A 20387-nucleotide genomic window follows, 5' to 3' on the forward strand; every position below is an offset into this window, starting at 1 on the left:
CTCGCGGCCTAGGCTTTGCATTAACGGTCCAACCCACGGGGTCCAGTGCAATGCAAGGGTCCATTCACGCAGTTCACCATTCCGCGTCGATGTCACATTGACGCGCCCAGACGTGTGCAGTGGACCATTGACGCGGAACGGGCGGCACCGAACTAACGAGCCGACCAACCACCATCCATGGTGTACGACGCTCCGGTGACCATGCCGGCGTTCTCGGAGGTCAGCCATCCCACCAGTGAGGCGACTTCGACGGGTTCGACGAGTCTCTTGATGGCCGCCTCGGTCAGCAGGACTTTCTCGAGTACTTCGTCTTCGGGGATGTCGTGCGCCTTGGCCTGATCGGCGATCTGTTTTTCGACCAGCGGTGTGCGGACGTATCCCGGGTTGACGCAGTTGCTCGTCACGCCGTGCGCGGCACCTTCGAGGGCCGTCACTTTCGACAGTCCTTCGAGTGCGTGTTTGGCGGTGACGTAGGCCACCTTGAATTCCGATGCCCGCAGTCCGTGTACCGACGACAGGTTGATGACCCGGCCGAACCGGCGGGCATACATCCCAGGCAACGCCGCACGAATCAACAGGAACGGAGCTTCGACCATCAGCGTCTGAATTCGACGGAACGCGCCGGGGTCGAAGTCGACGATCGGTGCCACCGTTTGGATACCCGCGTTGTTCACCAGGATGTCGACGTCGAGCCGAAGGTCGTCCAGTGCGGCGGTGTCGAGCAGATCGACCGACCACACCTCGCCTTCGAGCTCGGCCGCCAATTCCTTTGCTGCGACGTCGTTCACGTCGGCGATGGTGACGCGGGCACCGCGGCCGGCGAGCTCGCGCGCGCACGCGGCCCCGATGCCGGACGCTCCCCCGGTGATCAGGGCGGAGCGTCCGGTCAGGTCGGTCACCGCTTTACACTCGGATCGAGCAGGCCGGCCTTGGCCAGCTCCGCCTCGGTGGCCAGGTTCTTGGCGTCGGCGATGTCGATACTTTCGAGCGCCAATCCCTTTGTCTCCCTGGCTACGATGACGGCGACCACGGTGATGGCGCAGGCGACGGCCAGGTACACCGCGATCGGGACGGACGAGCCGTAGATGTCGAGCAGCTTCACGGCGATGATCGGGGCCAGCGAGCCGGCGACGATCGAGGTGACCTGATAGCCGAGGGACACACCGGAATACCGCATCCGCGTCGGGAACATCTCGGCCATGATGGCGGGCTGCGTGGCGTACATGAAGGCGTGGAACATCAGGCCGATGATGATGGCCAGCAGGATCACGACGTTGTGGCCGCTGTTCATCATCGGGAAGGCGAAGAAGCCCCACGTTGCCGCGGTGAGGGCACCGGCGAAGTACACCGGACGGCGACCGATGCGGTCGGCGAGCCTGCCCACCAACGGAATCGTGCAGAAGTGGATCGCGTGCGCGATGAGCATCCACCACAGGATCGTGCTGGTGTCGGTGCCGACTTCCACCTTCAGGTAGGTGATGGAGAAGGTGACGACCAGGTAGTACATGACGTTCTCACCGAAGCGCAGGCCCATCGCGGTGAATACGCCACGCGGGTAACGCTTCACGACCTCGAAGACGCCGTACGACGCGGCCTTGATGACCTCGGCCTGCTTGTGTGCCTCGAGGAAGATCGGGGCGTCGGAGACCTTGGTGCGGATGTAGTAGCCGACGAAAACGATGACGGCAGAGAGCCAGAACGCCACGCGCCAGCCCCAGCTGAGGAATGCTTCGTCGGACAGGGTGGTCGTCAGGACGAGCAGTGCGACGGTGGCGAGGAGGTTACCGGCGGGCACGCCTGCCTGCGGCCAGCTGGCCCAGAATCCGCGGCTCTTGTTCGGACTGTGTTCTGCGACAAGAAGAACCGCGCCGCCCCATTCGCCGCCGACGGCGAAGCCCTGGATGAATCGCAGGGTCACCAGCAGTGCCGGGGCCCAGTAGCCGATGGCCTCGAATGTCGGTAGGCAGCCCATGAGGAACGTGGCTCCGCCGACGAGGACGAGGCTGAACTGCAGCAGCTTCTTTCGGCCGTACTTGTCGCCGTAGTGTCCGAAGACGATGCCGCCCAAGGGGCGTGCGACGAAGCCGACGGCGTAGGTGACGAAGGCCGCGAGGATGGCGTCGAGCTCACTGGTTCCGGCCGCGAAGAAGATCTTGCTGAACACCAGTGTGGCGGCGGTTCCGTAGAGAAAGAACTCGTACCATTCGACGATGGTGCCGGCCATCGATGCTCCGACGACCTTCTTCAGGCCGGTGGGGGTGGCATCGGGGTCCGGCTCGGACCTTTCTGCCAGCGGTTGGTCGACGCTCATAGCTTCTCCTGTGTTGCTCGGCACTGCGTGCTCGTGTTTGTGACAGACCACACATGTAGCGGGGTTGGTCTGAGTATTGGTGCAGATGTTTTTCTGCGCAAGAGGCATGGGCGCAGGTTCGATCTGCAAAACTGCACACATGACACGCGGCGACGGGAAGGTTCCCAGTGCCGACGACCTGCTGGTCCTGCTCGCCGTCAGTCGGACCGGTCGCTACAGCTCCGCTGCCGACGACCTCGGCATCAACCACACGACCATCTCCCGACGCATCGCCGCCCTCGAGGACACCCTCGGCGGGCGAGTGCTCACCCGGGCCGGCGGAGGCTGGGAACTGACCCAGCTGGGGCGCAGCGCACTGGCCGCTGCCGAGGCCGTCGAAAACGCGCTGCAGACGCTGGTCTCGAGCGACGCGGGTGCGCTGAAGGGCGTCGTACGTATCTCGGCCACGGACGGTTTCAGTGCCTACATCGCAGCTCCTGCGGCTGCTCGCGTGCAACGCACCCATCCGCTGGTGTCGGTGGAGATCGTCGCGACCACCAGACGCGCGTCGAGGCAACGATCCGGATTGGACATCGAGATCGTCGTCGGACAACCACAGGTGCATCGCGCGGAGGCCATCCGGCTCGGCGATTACGTCTTGGGTCTGTACGCGTCGCAGACCTATGTGAACGAGCACGGCACACCGCATGTGCCGGCCGATCTCGCCGCCCATCCGTTCATCTATTTCATCGATTCGATGCTGCACGTCGACGATCTGGATCTGGCCCCCAACTTCACTCCGACGATGCGCGAATCGGTGACGTCGACCAATGTATTCGTCCATGTCGAGGCCACACGAGCCTCGGCGGGCATCGGATTGTTGCCGTGTTTCATGGCCGACCGACACCCCGACCTGCAACGAATCCTGCCCGACTCCATCGCCGTGACACTGACCTACTGGCTCGTCACCCGCACCGAAACTCTCAGACGACCAGAAGTGTCCGCGGTGATCGACGCAATTCGCGCGGTGGTCACCGAGCAACGCTCGGCTCTGCTGGGTGAGAAATGAATCGCACGGAACCTACGCCACATAAGGAGAGTTGCCTGATGTCCGATATCGACTTCTATTTCGATCCGGTATGCCCGTTCGCGTGGATGACCAGCAAATGGGTTCGCAAGGTTCAGGCCCAACGCGACTACACCGTCGACTGGCGGTTCATCTCACTGCGCCTGCTCAACTCCCATATCGACTACGACGCCCATTTCCCACCCGAGTACGAGGCCGGCCACACCGCAGGTCTACGACTGCTACGGGCCGCTGCCTCTGTTCGTCGTGAGCATGGGTCGGACGCTGTCGGGCCGCTGTACGAGGCACTCGGCACCCATATCTTCGATACCGAGATCGTGCCCGACGACGCAGCGAGCCACGGACATCGCGGCACCGCCGCGTTCCTCGGGCCGATCCTCGAAGAAGTCGGGCTGCCCACCCATCACACTGCAGCACTGGACAATTCCACGATCGACGACGAGATCCGGGCCGAAACCGATCATGCGCTGTCGCTGACCGGCAAGGACGTCGGAACTCCCATCATCGCCTTCGAGCCGCCGGACGGTGTCGCGTTCTTCGGTCCGGTGATCAGCCGACTTCCCAGTGATGAGGAAGCAGTAGCACTGTGGGACAACGTGATCGGACTCGCTCGCTTCCCCGGCTTCGCCGAGATGAAGCGCAGCATGCGTGAACTCCCCCAGTTGAAGGCACTGGGGGTGACGGAGGACGAGGTTGGCGTGCAACAGGATTGGCACGGCGGGAGCCGACGGCAGAAGAAGTGAACTGCCCTCCGAGCTAGTCGGCCAGTAGGTCGTCCATGTTGCCGACGTCCGGGGTTCCGGCGTCGAGGCCGTACCGCAGGTAGACGGTGCCCTTGCCGTCGACGGCCGGGGGCTCGAGCAGCGTCAGGTTGCTGGGCACGGTGCCGTCGGCAAACACTCTCTTCCCGACTCCGAGAAGAATGGGATGCACCCATAGATCGAGTCGATCGAAGAGCTTCTCGCGCAACAGGGTCTGCACCAGATCGAGACTTCCGACGACCTTGATGTTGTTGTGTCTCTCTCGGATCTCACGCACCGCTCCGGCCAGGTCGGGCCCGAGTTGAGTCGAACCGTCCCAGAGCAGATCGGGTGTGCCGCGCGAGGCCACGTATTTCGGGATGGTGTTGAACAACGTTGCGAACGAATCGTGTTGATGCGGCCAGTACGCGGCGAAGATGTCGTAGGTACGCCGCCCGAGCAGGAGCGCATCCGTGCCCTCGTAAGCGGCGGCGACCTGCGCCCCCGAAACCTGGTCGAGCAGAGGAGCCTGCCAGCCGCCGAAGGGAAAGTTCTCGGGGTCTTCCTCTGGGCTTCCGGGTGATTGCGCGACGAGGTCGAGGGTGGCGAACAGCTCCAACGTGATGAGGCCCATGATTGCTCCTGGTTCTGTAGGACGAAAGCTTCTTCAGCTCAATACTTTCCGTAGCGTCTCGGCAAATTCGGTCGGCTTTCCCATCTGACCGAATTCGCCGCCGAGGAAGCCCGAGTGGCCGCCGGGAAAAACGATCGGCTCCGATCCGAGGAGCGCCGCAGTCGAATACGCTGCGCGAGCCGCGATGTGACCGTCCTCGGAACCGCCGGATTCTTCCCCTACTCCGATCACCACGGTGGTGGGTGCTGCACGCACCGCATCGACGTCCGGTGCGAAGTCGACGCCTCCCCCGCGCATGTTGGACATCAGGGCATCGTCGCGGGTTCCGTCGTCCTCGGTCGGGAGGCCGAACTGCGCCGGGTCCGGTGCCGGCCTTGCGAAGAACGCGTCGCCGATGGGGCCTGCATGCATCAGCAACGACATGAACTGGGCCATGGCCGGGCCGCGGCCGTGAGCGTCGTAAGCGGCCACCATGTTTGCGCACACGGTCGCGATGTTCTCGCGATCCGGCAGAGTGCCTCCGGCGGGTGGTTCGTGGGCAACCAACATCCGAACGTCGGACGGGTATTTGCTGACGAGTACCAGCGCATTGACTGCACCCCCGCTGGAGGCGAATACATCGACCGGCCCATGGCCGCTCGGGTCGTACGTGACGACCACGCGGTCGCGGAAATGCGATGCCAACGTCCCGAATCCGCTCGCATCCATCGGTGAGCCGATGAGTACCAACGGGGCGACCCCGGGCTCGAGTTCGCCGATCACGTCGTACATCAGGGTTGCACCGGGAACGGAAACTGTCTGTGTCGTCATGCTGGGGTGGACCCCGGTACGAGCGAAAACTCACCGCCTAGTCGTAGAGAACCGCAGTGCCCGTCTGTCTCAACTTCTCCAGACCGTCTCGGAAACGCTGCAGGTACTCGGGCGAGCCCGGGACCAGAAAATCACCGGAGCCCAGGATCATGCGTTGCTGAACGCGCCGATCAGCGCGGTGGCCACCTCGTCGAGGTACGCCGAATCCACCTCGACTCCACGCACGGCAAAGCGCCAATAGACAGTGCCTGCAAGAAGATCGAGCGCCAGCTCGAGATCGAACCCGGCCGCCATCTCCCCGCGGTCGATCGCTCGCTCGAACACTCTGATCGCACGCTCACGTCGTGGAATTCCGATCAGCTCCATGTGCAACTGTGCCAGCCTCGGAGTCCGTGCCGATTCTGCGACGAGATCAGGAAAAATCCGGGCGAATCTCGGGTCTCCTATCCACTCCATCAGGTTGTCGAGCGTCGCGCGCAGGTCTCCGTACAGCGAGCCGGTGTCGGGAATCCGAGAAATGTCGACGCTGAACTCGGATAACACCGACACCACCATGTCAACTTTGGACGGCCAACGTCTATACAACGCACTCTTACCGACGCCCGCGCGCTTGGCGACGCCTTCCATCGACAGTCGCCCGAACCCGAGTTCGGCGAATTCATCGAGCACCGCTTCCGTGATCGCACGGGTCACATCCGGCTGAAACACCGCGGCACCCGTCGCCTTCCGTGGACTCATACGACCAACTGTAACAAATGGACGATACGGTACCGTCCAGTGTACGTTTGGATGAGACGCAACCGTATCGTCCACTGAAGGAGACCCATGAAACCCACCGACGTCGTCCACACTGCGTTGCAGCACTTGCAGGCGCACGACATGAGTGCGTTCGCCGACCTGTGGGCGGTCGACGGCGTCATCGTCTTTCCTTTTGCAGCAGCGGGATACCCGCGCCGCGTAGAAGGTCGCGCCGCAATTCACGAATACATGCGTGGATATCCCGAAATTCTCGACATACGGACAATCACGTCGCCGACGATCCATGAAACCGCCGACGCGGAGGTAGTCGTGGTCGAGTTCGAGGCTGCCGGCGTCGTTCCTGCGACAGGTAAGCCGTACGAACTCGCATACATCGCTGTCATCACCGTGCGCGACGGCGCAATCACCACGTACAAGGACTATTGGAGTCCACTCGCCGCCGCGGAAGCCCTCGGTTCGGTCGACGACGTCACAGCGGCCTTCGCGGGTGACCGCGCATGAGCGACGTCCTGGTTCTCGGCTCGACGGGAACGACCGGAAGCCGGGTTACTCAGCTTCTCCACGAGCGAGGGGCGCAGTATCGAGCGGCGTCTCGTACACCCACGTCCGCAGAACAGATCGAATTCGACTGGCTCGACCACGGTACCCATGCAGCTGCATTGGACGGCGTCCGAGCGGTCTATCTCGTTGCGCCCGTCGGTGTAGCCGATCCACTACCTCTCGTTCGACAATTCCTGAAACAGGCTCTGCAACAGGGTGTTCGACGCGTCGTCGCGCTGAGCTCGTCCGCACTCGATCGTGGTGCGCCCGGACTCGGCAAGATTCACGACGCGGTGGCGACCGAGATACCCGAATGGGCAGTCCTCCGACCGAGCTGGTTCATGCAGAACTTCCGCGGCAGCAGCGCTCTCGCGGCAGGAGTCAGTGCGGGCGAGACCGTATCCGCAACCGGGGACGGACGGATCGGCTTCGTCGATGCGGGCGACATCGCCGCCGTCGCCGTGCACGCACTGCTGGACGAGCAGTCGCACAACACCGACCACATCATCACTGGACCCGAGGCGCTCAGTTACTCCGACGCGGCGCGAATCATCGCCAACCACACCGGAAAACCTCTGCGCCACAGATCGATCTCCGTCGACGAGTTGGCACAGCTACACATCGACGGCGGCCTCCCTCCCGAGTACGCGCCGATCCTGGCGGCGCTGGATGCGGCCATCGCAACGGGCTCCGAGGATCGCGTCACCGATGTCGTCGCACGCATCGCCGGCAGAGCGCCGCGTAGCTTCGAGCACTTCGTCGCGGGAACATTCCCACCCTTCGGCCGCAGCCCGGGTCGTCGGCCATGAGCACGGTCCGAGCTGTAGCGCAGCCTGCGTCAGCTACCCAACTGAAGGCAACGCAGGCGAGCACCGCTCAGGATTTCCGCTCCCCGGGGCGGGCACCGACAGTCCCGACGCGAATCTGGATATGGCCTCCGCGGACAGTGCGGGCCGAAAGATTTTGCAGCAGTGGCGTCATCGCCGTCCATGGATGCGCCTCGATATCCGCCCCTCCCAGTCGACACGCAAGCTTCGCGAGCGGCGTCCACGCAGTTGCTCGTCCGACGGGCCGCTGCATGTCGACGACGGCCACGACGCCGCCCACCCGCGTAGCCGAGATCATCGATTCGAGCGCCGCCTGCCATGGCGTCATCAACGACAGCGCGTAGGTGCTCAGGGCCGCATCGAACGGGGCCTGCTCCCCCAGATCGGCGGACGTCAGGGCGGTGGCGTCGGCGGGGATCAATGTGACATTCATCCACCCCGCGCGGGCAGCTCGAAGTCGCGCCTGTTCGAGCATCTGCGGGCTGGCGTCGATTCCGGTGATCGAGCCGGTCGGGCCGATCATCCGCTGCAACCCGGCGAAGTTCAGCCCCGTCCCGCAGCCGAGGTCCAGAACATGGCTTCCCGCAGGCAGATTCAGCAACTCGAACGCCGCCTCCCGTCCGGCTCGATACACCGGCCATTCGGCGGAGATCACGTCGTACAGGCGCGCCGAGAAGGTGTACTTGGTCGGTCGTCTCATCTCGGGTCTCTCCAAGGCGCGGGCATAGTGGGAGGTATGGGAATTCGTCGTTCGTCTTCGAGTGTGCCCGAGAGCCGCGCCGACGTGGTCGTGGTGGGCGGCGGCACCGCCGGCATCGTGGCAGCGAAGACCGCGGCGGGCTTCGGCGTTCGCGTCGTGTTGATCGAGCGGGACCGCACCGGCGGCGACTGCCTGTGGACCGGATGCGTGCCGTCGAAGGCCCTGCTCGCGGCGGCTTCGGTCGCTGAGACGGTTCGATCCGCGTCCCGGTTCGGCATCGTCGCCGAGCCACCGCGCGCGGATTTTGCGCGCGTGATGCAGCACGTGCACAGTTCGATCGCCGAGATCGCGCCGATCGATTCACCGGAGGCCCTTACTGAGGCCGGAGTACATGTGATCCACGGCGACGCAGTCTTCACCGGTCCGAACACCGTTTCCGTCGGTACGCGGATACTGCATTTCGGTCAGGCGATCGTGACCACCGGCGCGCATCCCACAGTGCCGGCGATCGACGGTATCGATAGCGTCGACTACCTGACCAGCGACACTCTATGGGATCTGACGACCCTGCCCGAGCGGCTGCTCATCGTCGGAGCCGGATCGGTGGGTTGCGAAATGGCGCAAGCATTCTCGCGTCTCGGATCCGACGTCACCCTTGTCGGACGGTCAGCGACGATCCTTCCCCGCGAGCACCCTGAGGCCTCGTCGATACTGACGCAGGCCCTGACCGACGAGGGCGTACGTGTGCTGACCTCTACTGCCGTCGTGCGCATCGACGACGGTTCTGCCACCACCGACACGGGCGTCGATCTCGAGTTCGATCGGGTACTTGTCGCCACCGGACGAACTCCGCGTACCGCGTCCCTCGGGTTGGACATCGCCGGAGTGTCGTTGGGCGACAACGGATTCGTTCGGGTCGACGAGCATCTGCGGACCACCAATCCCCGCATCTGGGCGGCGGGAGATCTCACCGGTCATCCGCAGTTCACGCACACTGCCGGTGTGCACGGCAGTCTGGCCGCGAGCAACGCGGCACTGGGCCTGAACCGGAAAGTGAGTACGACGGGGATGCCGCGGGTGACGTTCACCGATCCCGAGATCGCCTCGGCCGGAATCGATGTGCGGACTGCGCGTCAGCGTGGGTTGCGGCTGCAGACACTCGAGCACCACCACGTCGATCGCGCCGTGACCGAGAGTGCAACGAACGGATCGACGACGCTCGTGCTCGACGCCAAGCGTCGCATCGTCGGGGCCTGCGTGGTGGGACCGCGAGCGGGCGAGACGATCGGGGAGCTGATCATCGCCATCGCGCAGCGTCTGCGTACCCGTGACCTCGCCGGGGCCACGCACCCGTATCCGACGTACAACGACGGGCCGTGGAACGCGGCGATCGCAGACGTGAAGGCGCAGTTGGGTTCTCCGGTGATCTCCCGAGGGTTGCGCGTGCTGGCCAAAGTCCGTAGCACCTGGATCGTCAGGAAAGAGCGCGATAGCCGGCGATGATCCGCTGACCGGAGCTCACCGCGACCACGGCCGCCCACACCACCGCGATCTGGCACGAGATACCCGGCAACAGTAGCCAGAGGCAATGTACCGCAATCGTTTCCGCACCTTCGGCCAATCCCCCGAGGAACGACAGCGAGCGGCCGTCGTCGATGGTGCGACCGGTGCGCTCGGCAATCGAGGAGAACGCAAGAAACGCGGTTCCGTTGATGTAGTACGCCAACAACACCAGCAGGAACGGCCACCACGGAGCGTCGTATCCGGCCGAGGCACCCACCGCGACGCCCACCACCGTGGTTCCGTACACCACGAAATCGGCGGTGATGTCGAAGAATCCGCCGGCACCGCCCGTAGTGGAACGCCTACGCGCGAGAGGCCCGTCCAGACCGTCGGCGATTCGGGAGACAATCCACAATGCCAACGCGAGCCACCAGAATTGCAGCCCCGCCGCCAGTGCGCTCCCCAGGCCCAGCACGAGTCCCGCGGCGGTGATCCGATCCGGGGTGATCGAGGGACGGTCGAGCGCGCGTGCACAACGATCGAGCGGGCCTTCGAGGTTTCGGCGCAGAAAGCTGTCGATCATTCGGCTGTACCGGTGAGTCCCAGGCGGCGTGCCAACAAGGCCGATCCGGCCGCGATCGCCAGGACCGCGAGCAATGCGATGGCGAACGGCCATGAGAGCGGTGAGGTTCCGTAGGCCCCGAGCGCGGTGTAGGCGACGGTCGCGGGCACGATGCCGATCATGGTGCCCACCACGTAGTCACGTTGCCCCACGGCGCTGACTCCGGCCGCGTAGTTGACCAACGAGAACGGCAGCGGGACCAAACGCACGAGCAGCACCGACAACAATCCGCGTCGTCCGAGCATGGCGTCGAGTCGGCGAAGCCTGTCCCATTCGGTGCGGGCCACCTGTCCACGGCCGAGCGCCCGCGCTCCCCAGTACCCGAGATATGCCCCCGCGGTGGCGGCGAACACCACGACAGTCGCGCCCACCGCCAACCCGAACAGCAGCCCCGACGCGATGGTCAACGTGCTGGCGGGGAAAGGAGTGGCCGACAGGACGGCGTAAAGCACGACGAACAACGCAATGCCCCACGGCCCGGCCGACGCCACTCGGTCACGAATGAACGACGGATCAGGCAGGTCGACGGTGCCGAGCACGATCACCACGGCGATGACGACCACGGCAGCCGCGAGCAACTTCAGGGTCGTGCCGCGGCGACTACGCGTCGGGCGGTCCTGCGTCACGGTGTGTGCCTCTCGTCCGACGGTTCACGATCCATTGTGCACACGGCCGGTCTGCCCGCGTGTTCAGCGGTCGTCGCATTCGACCGATTACGGTGGTGAGGGCAGCGTCGACGACGGCTGCTTCGGTTGATCTGGAGGCCCCCGGGTGATTCGTTCAGTACGGTGCGCAGTGGCGATTGCGGCGAGCGCAGGGCTGTTGCTTACCTCCTGTGCTGCGCCGGATTCGGAAGCACCGATTGCCGAGGCGCAGTCGTGGAGCGAGATCGAACAGCAGGCGCAAGGACAGACCGTCTCGCTGTGGATGTACGGCGGCGACGAGCAGGGCAACGCCTACGTCGACGACGTGCTCACCCCCGCGGCCGCCGAGGAAGGCGTCACATTGCGTCGCGTGCCGGTGGAATCGACGACCGATGCCGTCAACCGCATCCTGTCCGAACGGCAGGCCGGGGTCACCGATGGCGAGGTGGACCTGGTGTGGGTCAACGGCGCGAACTTCGGCACCGGTAAGCAGGCCGGCGCATGGCTGTGCGGTTGGACACAGAGTCTGCCGAACATGGAACTGACCGATCCCGAGGATCCGCTACTGCTCGACGACTTCGGCACACCGGTCGAGAACTGCGAATCACCCTGGCACAAAGCTCAATTCACACTGGTCTACAACGCAGCAGCCATCCCCGATCCGCCGACGACCTTCGACGGCGTGCTCGACTGGGCTCGCGCGAACCCGGGCCGCTTCACCTACCCCGCTCCCCCGGACTTCACCGGTTCGGTATTCGTGCGTGAAGCCTTGATCAACGCCTCCGGTGGCGTCGACGAGGTTCCCGCTCAGTTCGATCGAGACTCCTACGATCGCCTAGCCCCAGCATTGTTCGATCGATTGAACGAGCTCGCCCCGTCACTGTGGCGCGAGGGCACGACGTATCCACAGTCTTCCTCCGAGCTCGACGCCCTCTACGCCGGCGGTCAGGTCGACATGACCATGACGTACGGCCCCGCGACCCTCCCGAAACTCGTCGCCGACGGCACCTTCCCGGCGGAGACCCGCGTCCTGACTCTCGACGAGGGAACCGTCGGGAATGCGAGTTTCCTTGCCATTCCGTCGTCGTCGGGGAAGTCGGCCGCGGCGCAGGTGGTTGCCAATCTCGCGTTGTCGCCCGAGCAACAACTCGCAAAGGCGACGCCGGACGTGTGGGGCCAGTTCACTGCGTTGGACATCGCGCGTCTGACCCCGGAGGAGCGGGCGCAGTTCGAGCAGCTCCCGTCCTCGCCGGTAGTTCCTTCGTACGAGGTGATCTCGGCGGACGCACACCCGGAGCTGTCCGCGGAGTGGGTCACCCCGCTCGACGAGGGATGGCGTCGAAGCGTGCTCGCCGGTCAGTGAGCGCGTCCACGAAGAGCTTTCGCGGCACGGCGGCGGTACTCCCAGCCGTCGTCTTGGTTGTTCTCGTCGTCGGCGGCGGTCTCGGAACCGTGGTGCTGCAGAGCCTGGGGTTGATGCCGTTGGTCGGAACCCCCCAGCTATCGGTCGACGCGTACTCCGCTCTGGGCGGCGACCTGTGGCGCTCGGTGGTGCTGACGCTGTCGATTGCCGTTGTCTCGACGGCGTTGGCCACGGTGATCGGGCTTGCCGCGGCACTGACGGCCTTGTCGGGTGGACGCGCCGCGCTGGTCACTGCCGGGTTGACCGTCACGGTGCCGCATCTGATCGGCGCAGCGGCGATGGCATTGCTGTTGGCAGATTCAGGGATGCTGCCCCGTATTCTCGGCATGACCGACGGCGGCTGGCCGGAGTTGGTCGGTGGGAGGTGGTGGATCGTCGTTGTCGCCGAATACGCCTGGAAGGAATCGGCTTTCGTAGCCGTCGTCGTGGCCGGGACGCTCGCCACCCGAGTAGCGGCATTCGACGAGACGGCCGCGACCTTGGGTGCCGGACGGTGGGCTCGGCTCCGGCTGGTCACGCTGCCGTTGGCTCGGCCCGCGCTGATCGCATCGGCGGCCATCGCGTTCGCCTACACGGTCGGCTCGTACGAGGTGGCCCGCATTCTGGGTCGCCCGTATCCGGAGCCGTTGTCGGTGATGGCCATTCGACTGTTCACCTCGATCGATCTCGAGGCGCGTCCGCAGGCCGCCGCTGCCGCGACGATCGCCACCGCGCTGACGGTGGTCGTGGCCGCCGCGGCCCTGCGCTATCTGCGCAGATCGGCAGCGTGGAAATGAACAAGGTGGAAATGAACAAGGTCCTCCCATCTGTCGGCAGGTCCGTTCTGGTCCTGTGGTTCCTGTTGCCGCTGATTCCGGTTGTCTTGTGGGCCATCAGCAATCGCTGGTCGTTTCCCGGATCGGTTCCCCAGGAATGGGGATTCGACGGCGTCCGCAGCGCCCTCGATGCCGGGGGCGTCGATGCTTTTGTGCGGTCTACCCTGCTCGCTCTCGCCGTCGCAGTCATCGCAACGCCATTGGGCGCGTTGGCCGCTCGCGCACTCGTGAACGGTTCCGTGCGTTTCCCCGCTGTCGTGGCCGGGGTTCTCTTCGCTCCGCTGGCCCTGCCCCCGTTTGCCGTGGCGTTGGGACTCGATGTTCTGGTGCTGCGCTCGCGCATTCCGAGCACGGTGGCGGTGATCGCGTTGCTGACCGTCGCGGCCATTCCGTACACGACGTATCTGATGCGAGTGGCGTTCGGCGCGTACGACATCGGCTACGAGGAGGAGGCTCGCACGCTTGGTGCGTCGAATGCCATGGTGCTGCGGCGTATTCGCATTCCCCTGCTGGCTCCGGCGTTGGCGGGGGCGGCGTTGCTCGCGTTCCTCGTGGCGTGGAGCGACTACGTGATCACGCTGCTGATCGGTGGAGGCAGACTGGTCACCGTGCCGATACTCGTCGCTTCGTTCGCTGCCGGGACCGGTAACGATTCGGTGGTGGCTGCACTGTCGGTAGCTGCCGTGGTGCCGCCGTTGTTGTTGGTGCTCATGCTCGCTCGGCTACGTCGTAGGAGTGCGCGATGAGCGTCGAACTGTCCGTTCACGGACTCACGAAAGTCCATGCCGGTCAGTCGGTTGCGGCTCTGGATTCGTTGGATCTCACCGTGCCGCCAGGATCCTGCACGGCGATTCTGGGGCCGTCGGGTTCGGGCAAGAGCACTGCACTGCGGATCATCGCGGGACTGGATTCACCCACTGCCGGCACGGTGCAGATCGACGGACGCCAGGTGAACGGCGTTGCGGCAGAGAACCGCGGCGTCGGGATGGTGTTCCAGCGTCCGATGTTGTTCCCGCACATGTCGGTACTCGACAACATCGGCTTCGCCTACCGCGCTGCCGGGGAGAGTCGCAAGCGTTCGCGCGAGCGGGCCCGGGAGTACCTCGAACTGGTGCATCTCGGCGACATCGGGGGCCGAGCGGTGTCCGAGGTGTCGGGCGGGCAGGCCCAGCGGGTGGCGTTGGCGCGCTCACTCGCAGGCTCACCGCGAGTGTTGTTGCTGGACGAGCCCTTCAGTGCGCTGGACCCTGTGTTGCGCACCGAGATGCACGACCTGGTGCGCGAATTGCGTTCGACGTTGGATCAGACTCTGCTGCTCGTCACCCACGATCAGCAGGAAGCGGCGGTGCTCGCCGATTCGGTGGCGGTGCTCATCGACGGTCGATTGGAGCATCACTCCGATATCGCAACGGCCTACACGCGTCCGAGCACGTTGGCAGTGTCGCGACTGATGGGTGGGATGAACGAAATCGCGGGTCAGTGGAACGGGGTTGGGGTGCATCGCTCCGAGCTCGGGGAGCTGGAGGTCGAAGGAGCTTCTTTGCCGGCTGGGCCTGCCGTGTTACTGCTTCGACATGAGTTGATCACTCTGGATGACAACGGGATTCGTGGGGTCGTGTCGGGTATACGGCCCACCGGTTTTCGCAGCATTGCGGACGTCACCGTGGGCGCGACGACCGTGAAAGTGGAGTTGGCAGCGGGATCTGCTGTGCGGGTCGGGGACGCCGTGGGATTGCAGATTCCGGGTGGGGCGAGGTTTGTCACGGGTTGAGGTCGAAGATGTGGCTGTTCGCAGTTCTCGCACTCCGGGGCCGGCCGAAGTCCCCATACCGCTGAGACGGTTCGCAGATCGGGCGTACCGGTCGCCGTAAGGTGAAATAGCTACCCTTGTGGTGTTCGATCCGACGTGTCGCAGGCCGGGTCTTCGATGTCGGTCGTCAAGGCTCGCGATCGAGGTCTGACCGTTCTCACAGCCGTCTTTCCGCCTGTCCGATCCTCAACGGCTGTTCGAGTGGAGTTGTGAGCTGACGGCTCGTAGCGAGGACAGGTACGCGAACAGGGCGTTGGCCGCAATGACGCCGACTGCCAGCGACAGCGTTGCGGGCAGGCCGATCGGACCCACGAGGGCTCCGGCGAGGCCGGCACCGATGGGTTGTCCGCCCCACGCCAGCATGCGGGCCGTGGTGTTGACGCGGCCCTGAAGTTCGTCCGGGGTCACCAAGTGGCGGACGGTGATGCCGTTGATGATCACCGTCGATGCTGCTGTTTGGAAGACGACCAACGCACACACTCCCAGCACCGGTACGGTGGCCAGAATCCACACGCTGATCGCGCCTGCTTGTACGAGCAAACCGGCGATGGCGATCGTCCCAGCTGTGAACTTTCGGGACAGGCGCGGCAGTAATGCTGTCGAGATCAGGGTTCCAACCCCGAGGGCTGCGAAGAACAGACCCAGCTCGCCGCCGTCCTCGTCGACACCGTACCGCTCGACGGCGGTGACGACGAGGAGGCCGGTCATGATGCCGCCGGCAACACTGTTGCCGGTCCCGATCAGGGTGAGCAGGCGGACAAGTGGGTGACCGTAGATGAAGCGCACCCCGTTGCCGATATCGCGCCACAAATGGGGTTGTTCCGTCCGCGGCGCGGATGTGGGTTCACGTACCCACAGCAGTAGGATCGCGGTCACTGCGAACGTGGCCGCGTTGAGGGCCAGCGCGGCGAACGGCGAGGATGCGGCAATTAGCACACCACCCAGTGCGGGCCCGGCCATAGTGATGACCGTTGCCATCGCAGTTTGTCGCCCGACGGCGTCGGCCAGTCGAGCGCGTGGCACCAGTGAGGGCAGCAAACCGAAGCCGGCGGCGTCGAAGAACACCATAGCGGCGGCGCTGACGAACGCTGCAACGAACACGTGCGCCGTCGACAGAGTCGCCATCCAATACGCAGCCGGTATGGATGCCGTTGCAGCGCATGCGGCGAGCGCGGTGACGACCATCGTCGGGCGACGCCGCCAGCGGTCGGCAACGGCACCGGCGAACAGCCCGAACAGCAGGTACGGTGCCGATTCGACAGCGGTGAGAAGCGCAGTGGCCGCGGCACTTCCGGTGGTGCGGTAGATGACGAGCGGGAAGGCTACCAACGCGACGGCAGTTCCGAACCAGGCGACGGTGCGCGCGAGCACCATCAACCGGAACGCGGACCCCAGCGGCGTCGGAGCGTTCGTCGAGCTCACTTGCCGAACACGTTGTCCGCGGTGTTCTCGATGGCGTCGACGATGCGGACTCCGGCAGCCTGGAAGTCGGCTTCGTTCTGCGGGTACACCCGGGAGTTCCGCACCGCTGGTGAGTTCGCGAGCAGAGCCGATATATCTGTCACGGCGGTCGCGGCGTCCGCTTCCGATCCGGCGTATTGCACCAGGACGACGTCGGGTGCAGCGCTCAAGGCTGCTTCGGGGGTGATTTCGGCGAAATTGCCGTCGATGTCGGCGAATTCGTTGGTCATGCCGAGTGCGTCGACCACTGCGCTGTAGTAAGACCCACTCAAGGCGTAGAGCTTGCCGTCGAAGCTCTGGACAACCGCTGCCGACAGCGGCGCACTGTCGGTGTTCTTCGCTCGTGCTGCGGTGACGCGATCGCGCAGCGAGGTCACGACCTCTGCTGCTTTGTCCGGGACGCCGTAGATGGTGCCGAGGTTGTCCACGTCGGTGTAGACCGCGTCGATTGTCGTGGGCGCGGGCGTGTTCTGGCAGTATTCGCCGAGGACGTAGAGGTTGCCGCCTGCAGCGGTCAGGTCATCGGAGCTTGCCGATCCTTGGCCGCCGAGTTGCCCTTGGTCGTTGGACAGGAACAGATCCGGTGAGGCCCCGATAAGGAATTCGCGTGAGGGTGCATAGTCGTCGGTGTTGGAGGTCAGGCCCGAGAATCGGTCGAGTCCGTCGAATGCGTAACTGCCGTTGGTGTATCCGATCGCGCTGTCGGCGACGCCGAGTGCATCGAGCGTGGCGATAACTCCCGGAGCTCCGAGGAGTACCCGCTCAGGTGGGGCGTCGTAGGTGTAGTCGACGCCGCAACTGGCCACGGTCACCGGGTATGCCGAGGTGCCGCTGTCGGTCTCGGTGCCTGCGGCAGTGGGTTCGGCCTGTCCGCTCGAGCAGGCGGACAGTAGGAGAATGGTTGCGGCGAAGCAAGTTCCAGTTCGTACGGCGATCTTCATGGTTGGCTGCTTTCGGTGCGGGTGTCGAAATTGGGTTGAGTAGCGGTGCAGCTCGCGGTGGATGGGCGGTGCGAGGTGGCGGGTCCGAAATGGACGCAGGGTCGGCCGGTGATCGGGTTGACGGCGATGACCGAGTCGACGCCGTAGACCTCGCGAAGCATGTCCGTTGTCAAGACGTCGGCGGGAGTTCCGTGGGCGACGAGGGCACCGGATTTCATGACGAACAGGCTGTCGCAGTAGGCGGCAGCGAGGTCGATGTCGTGTAGTGCGACAACGACGGTGGCTTCGGTTGCGGTGAGCAGTTCGAGGAGGTCGAGCTGCGCCGAGATGTCGAGGTGATTGGTGGGTTCGTCGAGGATCAGTATCGGAGCTTGTTGCGCGAGGGCCCGAGCTACGAAGACTCGTTGCCGCTCGCCACCGGACAGGGTCGAGATCTGACGGCCGACGAGGTGCGCGATCCCGGCGGCCATCACGGCGGCGTCCACTGCGGCGACATCGACCGCGCCGAAGCGTCGCAGACCGGTGTTGTGCGGGATGCGTCCGAGTTCGATGATCTCCCGTGCGGTGAACTCGAATTCCGGTGAATCGTCCTGCAGGACAACCGCAGTCCTGGTCGCCGATTCACGAGCGCTGAGGCGGCGAAGGTCGTCCTCGCCCAGTACGATCGTTCCGCCTGAGGGTATGAGGGCCCGGTAGAGCGTGCGCAGCAGCGTCGACTTTCCGCTGCCGTTCGGTCCGAGAAGTCCTACAACCGAGCCTGATTCGGCGTGTATGACCCCGTCGGTGAGAATCTTGGCACCGTCGATGGCGACGGCGACACCCTGTGCGCCGAGTTTCATCGAGCCCTCGCCGTCCGCCCGGAGGAGACCAGCAGGTACAGGAAGAACGGAGCGCCGATGGCCGAGGTGACCACCCCGATCGGAAGTTCGGCGGGGGCGCGGAGCACGCGGGCGGCGATATCCGAGAGCGGTAGGAAGCATGCGCCGAGCAGTGTTGCGGTGACGACGACGCGGCGGTGATCGGCACCGACGAGCAGTCGCGCTATGTGCGGGATGACCAGGCCGACGAACCCGATACCGCCTACTTCGGCAACGATGACGCCGGTCAGGACCGACACCACCACCATCAGCGTCATTTGGAATCGCGCGACGTCGATGCCGAGGGAGTAGCCGAGGTCGGTGCCGGAAGCCAGGGCGTTCAGGCGGGCACTGTTCCACATCAGCCACGTCGTGGCCGCCGCAATGACGACCGCGGGCAGCAGCAGGCTCGCCCACGATGCTCCGGCGATCGAACCGAGACTCCAGAACAGCACGCGCTGAGATTGATTGGGAGTGGCGATGGTTTGAAAGAAGAACGTGAACGAGGAGACGAGGTACCCGACGGCGACCCCTGCCAGCACGAGCCGGGTCGGTGGCCATTGCCCTCCGCGGCGGGCGAGGACGAACACCAGCGCGAACGCCAGGAGGCCGCCGATGAAGGCTGCCGCGGACAGCGATACGCCGCCGAGTACCCCGGCGCCGAAGACGATGACGATAACTGCGCCCAGGCTCGCGCCCGGCACGATCCCGATCAGGTAGGGGTCGCCCAACGGGTTACGTACAACGACTTGGATGACCACGCCCGCTATCGCCAGACCCGCGCCGACGACGATGGCGAGAATGGTGCGCGGGACGCGGACCTGCCAGACGATCTGATCGTTGACCGGTGTCGAGGTGTGCGTGCCCGCCATGCCGAGGTGTTGGGCGACCGAACCCCAGATGTCTCCGAGTCCGATGGTGACAGCGCCGATGCTGACCGACGCCACCGCGATGACCACGATGGCGAAGCCCGAGATCGCCAGCAACAAGCGAAAGCGTTGGGGCGAGGCGAAGGGCGGTGCGCCCGTGCCGCGCACCGCAGTGGCCGGCGATCGTTTCATCAGGTCCACATCCCGACAGCTAGTTGTTAATGACAATCAGTGTCGATACAGTAGCGAACACTGTGCGGAGACGACACCTCGGGCTGTGCGTACTGGTGAAGGAGCCGACCCTGATGCACACGGAGATCGCCTCTCTCAGGGAGATTCACGATCGGCTCAACGGCGCAGTCGATCCTGCGCCGACTCAGAGACCCATGAATCGAAACGGTGCCTGGATTCACCTCCCGAAGCCACGCACACTCGACTCGCCGTTCACAGCGCTGGTCCACGCCCGGCGTTCGCGGTACGACTTCGACCCGAGTGGCGAACTGAGCGTGGATTCGGTCGGAACCCTGCTCGGCACCGCGCTCGGACTCGGACGCCGGGTCGAGGCCTACGGCGACCGCGAATACCCGCTGAGCGTGGCACCGACCGCAGGCGGCCTCCGCACCCGCGACACGTTCCTGTTCGCAACCCGCATCGCCGGCATCCGGCCGGGAATCTACCGATACGACATGGCCGATCACTCTTTGCAGCTCGTGTCCGCGGTGGACCCTGCCGTTGCACTGGCCGAGCTGTACGCCCAGAGCGAGTTCGCGGCGTTGCCGGCGGCGAGCCTCGCTCTGACTGCAAGGCTGGATGTCGCGCTGGCCAAATACCCACCGCGCCACTACCGCACGGTGCACGTCGATGCCGGCATCGGGGTCCAGAATCTGTATTTGACCGCTACAGCGATGGGCATGGCGTGCTGCGCAGTCTCGGGTTTTTCCGATCCGGCGGCGGAATCGGTGCTCGGACTCGATGCTGCGGCGATAGTGACGATGCTGGTGGCTGTTGGGCCGCCGCGCATCACCGGGCTGGAAGAATCGTCGGTGTAGGAGTTG

General features: G+C 64.8%; 22 protein-coding genes. 10 read left to right on the forward strand and 12 right to left on the reverse strand.

Annotation, left to right across the window (positions count from 1 at the left end; genetic code table 11):
- Positions 1–152 precede the first annotated feature (152 nt).
- The gene (locus QM588_RS19955) at positions 153–899 is read right to left on the reverse strand and encodes a 3-hydroxybutyrate dehydrogenase (protein ID WP_283315924.1); all 747 of its coding nucleotides are present in this window, start codon (positions 897–899) and stop codon (positions 153–155) included.
- Complete coding sequence (locus tag QM588_RS19960) at positions 896–2311, reverse strand: MFS transporter (protein WP_283315926.1); 1416 nt, start codon at positions 2309–2311, stop codon at positions 896–898. The genes QM588_RS19955 and QM588_RS19960 overlap by 4 nt, the downstream gene beginning before the upstream one ends.
- A gap of 139 nt (positions 2312–2450) precedes the next feature.
- Here QM588_RS19960 and QM588_RS19965 point away from each other — a divergent pair, with 139 nt between their 5' ends.
- Positions 2451–3359 (forward strand): LysR family transcriptional regulator, encoded by a 909-nt coding sequence (locus QM588_RS19965; RefSeq protein ID WP_283315929.1) that lies wholly within the window; start codon positions 2451–2453, stop codon positions 3357–3359.
- A gap of 38 nt (positions 3360–3397) precedes the next feature.
- Positions 3398–4120 carry a mycothiol-dependent nitroreductase Rv2466c family protein gene (locus tag QM588_RS19970; protein WP_283315931.1) on the forward strand — a complete coding sequence of 241 codons (723 nt, stop codon included), beginning with the start codon at positions 3398–3400 and terminating at the stop codon, positions 4118–4120.
- 13 nt (positions 4121–4133) lie between these two features.
- Here QM588_RS19970 and QM588_RS19975 read toward each other — a convergent pair whose 3' ends face one another.
- The 3 genes from QM588_RS19975 to QM588_RS19985 all read right to left on the reverse strand — a co-directional run bounded on the left by QM588_RS19975 (position 4134) and on the right by QM588_RS19985 (position 6299).
- Positions 4134–4751: a dihydrofolate reductase family protein gene (locus tag QM588_RS19975; RefSeq protein ID WP_283315934.1), complete on the reverse strand. Its 618-nt coding sequence runs from the start codon at positions 4749–4751 to the stop codon at positions 4134–4136.
- Between the two features lie 33 nt (positions 4752–4784).
- On the reverse strand, positions 4785–5561 hold the full coding sequence (locus QM588_RS19980) for an alpha/beta fold hydrolase (protein WP_283315935.1): 777 nt from the start codon (positions 5559–5561) through the stop codon (positions 4785–4787).
- Positions 5562–5708: 147 nt separating this feature from the next.
- Positions 5709–6299, reverse strand: a complete 591-nt coding sequence (locus tag QM588_RS19985) for a TetR/AcrR family transcriptional regulator (protein WP_201010580.1) — start codon at positions 6297–6299, stop codon at positions 5709–5711.
- A gap of 87 nt (positions 6300–6386) precedes the next feature.
- Here QM588_RS19985 and QM588_RS19990 point away from each other — a divergent pair, with 87 nt between their 5' ends.
- Positions 6387–6821: a nuclear transport factor 2 family protein gene (locus QM588_RS19990; RefSeq protein WP_048316833.1), complete on the forward strand. Its 435-nt coding sequence runs from the start codon at positions 6387–6389 to the stop codon at positions 6819–6821.
- On the forward strand, positions 6818–7669 hold the full coding sequence (locus tag QM588_RS19995) for an NAD(P)H-binding protein (protein WP_201010579.1): 852 nt from the start codon (positions 6818–6820) through the stop codon (positions 7667–7669). Before QM588_RS19990 ends, QM588_RS19995 begins: the two co-directional genes overlap by 4 nt.
- 67 nt (positions 7670–7736) lie before the next feature.
- Here the strand turns inward: QM588_RS19995 and QM588_RS20000 are convergent, their stop codons facing one another.
- Positions 7737–8387, reverse strand: coding sequence for a class I SAM-dependent methyltransferase (locus QM588_RS20000; RefSeq protein WP_283315938.1), 651 nt, complete (start codon positions 8385–8387; stop codon positions 7737–7739).
- Positions 8388–8423: 36 nt separating this feature from the next.
- Between QM588_RS20000 and QM588_RS20005 the strand changes: the two genes are divergently transcribed.
- Positions 8424–9890, forward strand: coding sequence for a dihydrolipoyl dehydrogenase family protein (locus QM588_RS20005; RefSeq protein ID WP_283315939.1), 1467 nt, complete (start codon positions 8424–8426; stop codon positions 9888–9890).
- Here QM588_RS20005 and QM588_RS20010 read toward each other — a convergent pair.
- Positions 9862–10473 carry a CDP-alcohol phosphatidyltransferase family protein gene (locus tag QM588_RS20010; RefSeq protein ID WP_283315941.1) on the reverse strand — a complete coding sequence of 204 codons (612 nt, stop codon included), beginning with the start codon at positions 10471–10473 and terminating at the stop codon, positions 9862–9864. The genes QM588_RS20005 and QM588_RS20010 overlap by 29 nt on opposite strands.
- On the reverse strand, positions 10470–11138 hold the full coding sequence (locus QM588_RS20015) for a TVP38/TMEM64 family protein (RefSeq protein ID WP_283315942.1): 669 nt from the start codon (positions 11136–11138) through the stop codon (positions 10470–10472). The genes QM588_RS20010 and QM588_RS20015 overlap by 4 nt, the downstream gene beginning before the upstream one ends.
- Positions 11139–11283: 145 nt before the next feature.
- Between QM588_RS20015 and QM588_RS20020 the strand changes: the two genes are divergently transcribed.
- From QM588_RS20020 to QM588_RS20035, 4 genes are read left to right on the forward strand one after another with little or no spacing between them, the layout of a single operon-like run.
- On the forward strand, positions 11284–12519 hold the full coding sequence (locus QM588_RS20020; protein WP_283315943.1) for an ABC transporter substrate-binding protein: 1236 nt from the start codon (positions 11284–11286) through the stop codon (positions 12517–12519).
- Positions 12516–13355: an ABC transporter permease gene (locus QM588_RS20025; protein WP_283315944.1), complete on the forward strand. Its 840-nt coding sequence runs from the start codon at positions 12516–12518 to the stop codon at positions 13353–13355. Before QM588_RS20020 ends, QM588_RS20025 begins: the two co-directional genes overlap by 4 nt.
- An 11-nt stretch (positions 13356–13366) precedes the next feature.
- Complete coding sequence (locus QM588_RS20030; protein ID WP_283315947.1) at positions 13367–14140, forward strand: ABC transporter permease; 774 nt, start codon at positions 13367–13369, stop codon at positions 14138–14140.
- A complete protein-coding gene (locus QM588_RS20035) occupies positions 14137–15165 on the forward strand; it encodes an ABC transporter ATP-binding protein (RefSeq protein ID WP_283315949.1) in 1029 nt (342 codons plus the stop codon). The genes QM588_RS20030 and QM588_RS20035 overlap by 4 nt, the downstream gene beginning before the upstream one ends.
- 225 nt (positions 15166–15390) lie before the next feature.
- Here the strand turns inward: QM588_RS20035 and QM588_RS20040 are convergent, their stop codons facing one another.
- From QM588_RS20040 to QM588_RS20055, 4 genes are read right to left on the reverse strand one after another with little or no spacing between them, the layout of a single operon-like run.
- Complete coding sequence (locus QM588_RS20040; RefSeq protein WP_283315950.1) at positions 15391–16626, reverse strand: MFS transporter; 1236 nt, start codon at positions 16624–16626, stop codon at positions 15391–15393.
- The gene (locus tag QM588_RS20045) at positions 16623–17606 is read right to left on the reverse strand and encodes an ABC transporter substrate-binding protein (RefSeq protein ID WP_283315951.1); all 984 of its coding nucleotides are present in this window, start codon (positions 17604–17606) and stop codon (positions 16623–16625) included. Before QM588_RS20045 ends, QM588_RS20040 begins: the two co-directional genes overlap by 4 nt.
- Complete coding sequence (locus tag QM588_RS20050) at positions 17603–18445, reverse strand: ABC transporter ATP-binding protein (RefSeq protein ID WP_283315953.1); 843 nt, start codon at positions 18443–18445, stop codon at positions 17603–17605. The genes QM588_RS20045 and QM588_RS20050 overlap by 4 nt, the downstream gene beginning before the upstream one ends.
- A complete protein-coding gene (locus QM588_RS20055; RefSeq protein ID WP_283315956.1) occupies positions 18442–19524 on the reverse strand; it encodes a FecCD family ABC transporter permease in 1083 nt (360 codons plus the stop codon). The genes QM588_RS20050 and QM588_RS20055 overlap by 4 nt, the downstream gene beginning before the upstream one ends.
- Positions 19525–19637: 113 nt before the next feature.
- Here QM588_RS20055 and QM588_RS20060 point away from each other — a divergent pair, with 113 nt between their 5' ends.
- Complete coding sequence (locus QM588_RS20060; protein WP_283315959.1) at positions 19638–20381, forward strand: SagB family peptide dehydrogenase; 744 nt, start codon at positions 19638–19640, stop codon at positions 20379–20381.
- Positions 20382–20387: the final 6 nt, after the last annotated feature.

It is taken from the genome of Rhodococcus sp. IEGM 1354 (assembly GCF_030056855.1).
Lineage (GTDB): Bacteria > Actinomycetota > Actinomycetes > Mycobacteriales > Mycobacteriaceae > Rhodococcoides.

What these genes read in the sequence shown, in the direction of transcription:
- QM588_RS19960 (WP_283315926.1), bottom strand. Translation starts at nt 2,311, where the DNA reads ATGAGCGTCGACCAACCGCTGGCAGAAAGGTCCGAGCCGGACCCCGAT.
- QM588_RS19965 (WP_283315929.1), top strand. Translation starts at nt 2,451, where the DNA reads ATGACACGCGGCGACGGGAAGGTTCCCAGTGCCGACGACCTGCTGGTC.
- QM588_RS19970 (WP_283315931.1), top strand. Translation starts at nt 3,398, where the DNA reads ATGTCCGATATCGACTTCTATTTCGATCCGGTATGCCCGTTCGCGTGG.
- QM588_RS19975 (WP_283315934.1), bottom strand. Translation starts at nt 4,751, where the DNA reads ATGGGCCTCATCACGTTGGAGCTGTTCGCCACCCTCGACCTCGTCGCG.
- QM588_RS19980 (WP_283315935.1), bottom strand. Translation starts at nt 5,561, where the DNA reads ATGACGACACAGACAGTTTCCGTTCCCGGTGCAACCCTGATGTACGAC.
- QM588_RS19985 (WP_201010580.1), bottom strand. Translation starts at nt 6,299, where the DNA reads ATGAGTCCACGGAAGGCGACGGGTGCCGCGGTGTTTCAGCCGGATGTG.
- QM588_RS19990 (WP_048316833.1), top strand. Translation starts at nt 6,387, where the DNA reads ATGAAACCCACCGACGTCGTCCACACTGCGTTGCAGCACTTGCAGGCG.
- QM588_RS19995 (WP_201010579.1), top strand. Translation starts at nt 6,818, where the DNA reads ATGAGCGACGTCCTGGTTCTCGGCTCGACGGGAACGACCGGAAGCCGG.
- QM588_RS20000 (WP_283315938.1), bottom strand. Translation starts at nt 8,387, where the DNA reads ATGAGACGACCGACCAAGTACACCTTCTCGGCGCGCCTGTACGACGTG.
- QM588_RS20005 (WP_283315939.1), top strand. Translation starts at nt 8,424, where the DNA reads ATGGGAATTCGTCGTTCGTCTTCGAGTGTGCCCGAGAGCCGCGCCGAC.
- QM588_RS20010 (WP_283315941.1), bottom strand. Translation starts at nt 10,473, where the DNA reads ATGATCGACAGCTTTCTGCGCCGAAACCTCGAAGGCCCGCTCGATCGT.
- QM588_RS20030 (WP_283315947.1), top strand. Translation starts at nt 13,367, where the DNA reads ATGAACAAGGTCCTCCCATCTGTCGGCAGGTCCGTTCTGGTCCTGTGG.
- QM588_RS20035 (WP_283315949.1), top strand. Translation starts at nt 14,137, where the DNA reads ATGAGCGTCGAACTGTCCGTTCACGGACTCACGAAAGTCCATGCCGGT.
- QM588_RS20045 (WP_283315951.1), bottom strand. Translation starts at nt 17,606, where the DNA reads ATGAAGATCGCCGTACGAACTGGAACTTGCTTCGCCGCAACCATTCTC.
- QM588_RS20050 (WP_283315953.1), bottom strand. Translation starts at nt 18,445, where the DNA reads ATGAAACTCGGCGCACAGGGTGTCGCCGTCGCCATCGACGGTGCCAAG.
- QM588_RS20055 (WP_283315956.1), bottom strand. Translation starts at nt 19,524, where the DNA reads ATGAAACGATCGCCGGCCACTGCGGTGCGCGGCACGGGCGCACCGCCC.
- QM588_RS20060 (WP_283315959.1), top strand. Translation starts at nt 19,638, where the DNA reads ATGCACACGGAGATCGCCTCTCTCAGGGAGATTCACGATCGGCTCAAC.